Raw genomic sequence first — 1,811 nt, 5'->3', positions numbered from 1 at the left:
ACCACGCTCCAGCGTCCGTCGTAGTTCGAACCCCGCAAGGTGCCGTCGGGAAGGTAGAACTCGCGATACGGACCGCCTGACGCCATCGTCCCCTGCACCGTGTTCCCAGCGATGATCTTAGCGATCTCGGCGCCGGAAAGGGATCGGGAGTCCTGAGCGAAAGCAGGACACGCCGTTGTCGACATGACAGCCAATGCGAAGAAACAGCGCGAGATCATGGTCTTCTGCCTCGATTGATCGTCTCAAGAATGTTCGCACCAGCCCAGGATCGTGAAAGGCGTGCATGCTGCAAGATGGCATTCGGTCCTGTTCCCACGCTTGATGCGCGCTCCCCCGTTCTTGAATGTCCGCCTTTCGCAGACGGCCGACAGTCGTGGGGCGTCGGGAAAGGGTCGTTTGCGGAAGGGCAGCTTTCCGCGCCATCAACCCGAAAGCTGCCGGTCTGCTTTCGGCCCAGGTACGTCCCCTCCCCTACTTCGTTCGATCCGTTGACCAACTTCAAGAGAGCATGGAACACAGGACGGGTGGTGGGCGCCAAGCGAGCCCTGAAGCCGCCGCAAGTCTGGGCGATCCGCTTTTGGCTCGATCACCAGTGGCGTTCGCGCGACCGTGCGCTGTTTGATCTTGCGATCGACAGCCAGCTGCGCGGATGCGACGTCGTCAAGGTAAAGATCGGCGACATCGTGTCAGCAGGACACATTCGAGCTCGTGCCATTGTGGTGCAGCGAAAGACGAAGCGCCCCGTGCAGTTCGAACTCATGGAAGCAGCACGCCTAAGCCTCCGGGCATGGCTGGAGCGACGCGGCGGAACGGTCGATGATTACGCCTTTCCGAGCCGCATCGATCACTCCACCCATCTCAGCACGCGGCAGTAGGCACGCCTCGTCGACGAATGAGTGACCGCGATCGGCCTTCGGAAGGAGGACTACGGTACGCATTCGCTTCGGCGGAAGAAGGCTTCGATCATCTACCGGGCGACCGGCAACCTTCGCGCTGTTCAGAGCCTGCTTGGCCATACCAAGATCGAAAGCACGGTGCGCTACCTCGGTGTCGATGTCGAGGATGCGCTGACGCTAGCCGAGAGAACCGGGGTCTAACCCCGCAATCAGCACTGCATCTCCGGCGGGAACGGCTGCACCCGAGCTCCAGCAGCCGTTCCTGCATCTGTATCGCTCTGGAAGATCTGCGATCTCCGTTGCATGAGGCGACCCGCACCTGTCGCACCTTGCCACGTATTGCCGCAAAGTGTCGCAAACTGTCTCATTTTGACGCGCGAGAGGCGCCGGATAGGCGCCGCATACAGTCGGTCTCAACATCGCAGTAACATAGGTACTTCAGCATTCCCCCGTCCGCAGACCATCTGGACCGGACGTCTTGCACGAGCCACCGCAACCATCCGCAACTGCAGGACTGCTACGGTTCGAATGGCACGAGTTGCGTGCCGATCGTGGAGGCGATTTACGACGGACGAGGGCCTCGCCTGGACAGCCCCGGTCGTGCTGGCCACGCTCGGGGCGCTATTCTTTGCGGCTCAAGCTGCAGGAGCCGCAGCCGAGGCGCAGTTCTGGGGCTCGGGTTTTCGCTCTCGGCGGCGGCATTCGCGTTTCCGCTGACTGATGCCGTTATTCCGACGAAGATCATTGCGTTCGTCTCGGATGCGGCCTTCGCCACCGCTTATCTCTGCGACGCCTGGGCTCTCGTCGTTCGCTACGGGCCGCCGCCTCCTGGCCTGCGTCCAACAGGTGGCCCGGTTCAAATCTAATGCATGGTGGGCTTGCCGGCGACGTTTAAGATGGCCGGCGAAGCGGGTT

General features: G+C 61.6%; 1 pseudogene. It reads left to right on the top strand.

Going from position 1 to position 1,811, the window contains the following annotated elements:
* The first annotated feature begins 488 nt into the window (after positions 1-488).
* A pseudogene (locus tag BM175_RS22250) lies at positions 489-1,097 on the top strand (tyrosine-type recombinase/integrase).
* The last annotated feature ends 714 nt before the right edge of the window (positions 1,098-1,811 follow it).

Source organism: Aureimonas phyllosphaerae (assembly GCF_900113065.1).
In the GTDB taxonomy this organism is placed as follows: domain Bacteria; phylum Pseudomonadota; class Alphaproteobacteria; order Rhizobiales; family Rhizobiaceae; genus Aureimonas; species Aureimonas phyllosphaerae.
This window is presented reverse-complemented; position numbering and strand designations above follow the sequence as displayed.